Genomic DNA, 2,532 nt, shown 5'->3' on the forward strand with positions numbered 1-2,532 from the left:
CATGTTCTCCTTATTGTTTATATTATTTGAAATTTTGAATGAATTATATAAATTTTAGAAGAGCTTGTCTATTGTACTGGGGTACGATGTGAGATTTTTATAATATATAAAAAATAGGCGAAATAGCTTTAAAACAGGTTGTTTAATATAATTTCGTAGATTTATAACAAATAGAAAAGATAAAAAATTTTATAAGATTTTAGTTATACAAAAAGATTAACCCAAAGACTTTTTCCTTGGAATTAAATCAACTTTATATAATTTAAAGTACTAGCGTATCATCTTTAACTTCTAAAATCATGTTATGACTGCGTTCTGTGCATTTTTATTTACTAATCTTATGGCTTTTTTCTTTTTAATCTAATAGTAAAAACACATTCCAGTTATACTAACTATCTATTATAAATACTATAAATTTATAATCAAAAATTTAAAAACATCAATAATTTTTTAATTTACATATTTTTAGTGAATGTCTTTTAAAAAAGATTAATTAATATTCTTGCTTATTTCTATGGCTCGCCAAAGGGTAAAAATCAAAAACTACAAATAAAATTATTTAAATAAAAAACCCAAGAAATTCTTGGGTTTTAAATAAGATATTATAAATCCAGTGTAATGTTATTTTCTATTTTAATACTTACCGTTTCGCCATTTACGGTCGTAGAATACGTTCCGTCATTATTATTTTGCCATGAGGATGTATCTGTCTTATGAACGGTATCGTCGCTACCGCCTTTTACGGTAAGAGTATCACCGGTAGTTTTATTGGCGTCTAGCACGTCTTGTGCGGTGATGTTTAGTTTTGCACCGTTTACGCCCGTCATATCGATGGATTTTACGTTGTTATCAGTTATGGCAGATAACTGGGATAGATCCACGGTTTTATCGCCTTCCATATCGGTTATATTTACGTCCCCGTTTGTATGAGTTAGAGATACTTTGTTTTCAAAATTTAAGTTATTAAATCCAGAAGAAGCTCCGTTTTTCAAAACTAAAGTATCATTGCCCTCATCCCCGTTTAAGGCTATATTACCGGAATTATTTATACTAGCTCCGTTATCTATACTTATAGTATCATTGCCCTCATTGCCTCGCACTGAAGAGTTCGTCAAAGTAGCTCCAGAATTTATATTTATAGTATCGTTGCCTTCGTAGCCATAAACGTGACCTCCGTTTAGATGAGCACCGTTATTTATATTGATATTATCATTACCTTCGCCTGCACTTATATGCGTACCGCTTTCGAAATTAGACCCTGAATTTATATTTATAATATCATTACCGCTTCCAGTTCCTATTCCAGTTCCTTGTGTTATACTTGTCGTCTTAAAAATAGTATCGGTCGTATTTACCGTATCGTCACCCTCTTTAGTCCAGATATTAGTATCATTTACGACAACGTTATGTAAATTTACGGTATCGTTTCCAGTTCCGGTATCTACTTTAACGTTTTTATTATAGTCGTTGTTTATTTTGTTTAGATCTGTATTTCTTATTGTAACGATATCATCGCCATCTCCACTAATAATTTTACCACCGACAAAACCTTCTTTATTAGCTCCTCCGTCGATTTCTATAATATCGTTACCAGCATTACCTTCAATATCACCCTTAACGACGGCACCGTCCAAAACTTTAATCGTATCGTCACCGTCGTCGCCGTGAATATATTCTTTTACCGTAGTACCCTTTCCGGTTACAGTTATACTATCATTACCCCATCTTCCGACTATACCGTCTACGTTTGCGCCCTTTTCTACTAGGATAGTATCATCGCCACCTCTACCGTTTATAGCGCTAACATATGTTTGGTCGCCAGATACAGTTATTTTATCACCTCCTTCGTCGCCCCTTACTTCTCCTGTTACTTTTGCGCCATTTTTTACAGTGATGATATCAGCACCGTCTCCGCCAAATATATGTTGCGCACTGGTTCCCGCACCGCTTAAAGTTATAGTATCGGCATCGGCACCGCTATCTACTATATCTAAAGCCGGATTTACCTGCTTTTCGTATATATCGTTCATAGTTTTGGTGTCGCCTCTTATCTGCCCTACGACTTTGGCGCCGTCCTCTAAAGTTATAGTATCTTTTCCAGCGTCTCCAAGTATATTGTTTATCGAAGAACTTCCTTTGGCAGTTATAACGTCGTCTCCTGCGCCGCCGCGGATATTTCCTCTTACCGTAGCGTTTTCGACGTTTATGGTATCCATACCGTCGTTGCCGCCTATGTTTTTAACTTCGGAATTATTACTTACTTTTATAATATCGTCTTCAGAGCCACCCAAGATATCTGAAGTTACCTTAGAATTATCTACCGAAATTTTGTCTTCACCCGAACCGCCGGAAATACCAATTGTCTCAGCACCGTCTTTTAGATCAACGTTATCGTTTCCAACTCCACCATATACAGATTCTATTTTTGCGCCGTCTACGGTTATTTTATCTGCATTATCCGATCCAAACACTTTTAAATTTGGATTAGGATTTACTATCTTTGCTACTGAGCCATCATCTGGATAGTTTGAA

Annotated in this window: 1 protein-coding gene; it reads right to left on the reverse strand. The window is 35.2% G+C overall.

What is annotated here, in order from left to right; translation table 11 throughout:
- Positions 1-602: 602 nt before the first annotated feature.
- Positions 603-2,532, reverse strand: a 1,930-nt coding sequence (locus CVT05_RS09235; protein ID WP_199906752.1) for a beta strand repeat-containing protein, incomplete at its 5' end; no start/stop codon positions are given.

Source organism: Campylobacter concisus, from assembly GCF_003049705.1.
GTDB classification, from domain to species: Bacteria; Campylobacterota; Campylobacteria; order Campylobacterales; family Campylobacteraceae; genus Campylobacter_A; species Campylobacter_A concisus_AR.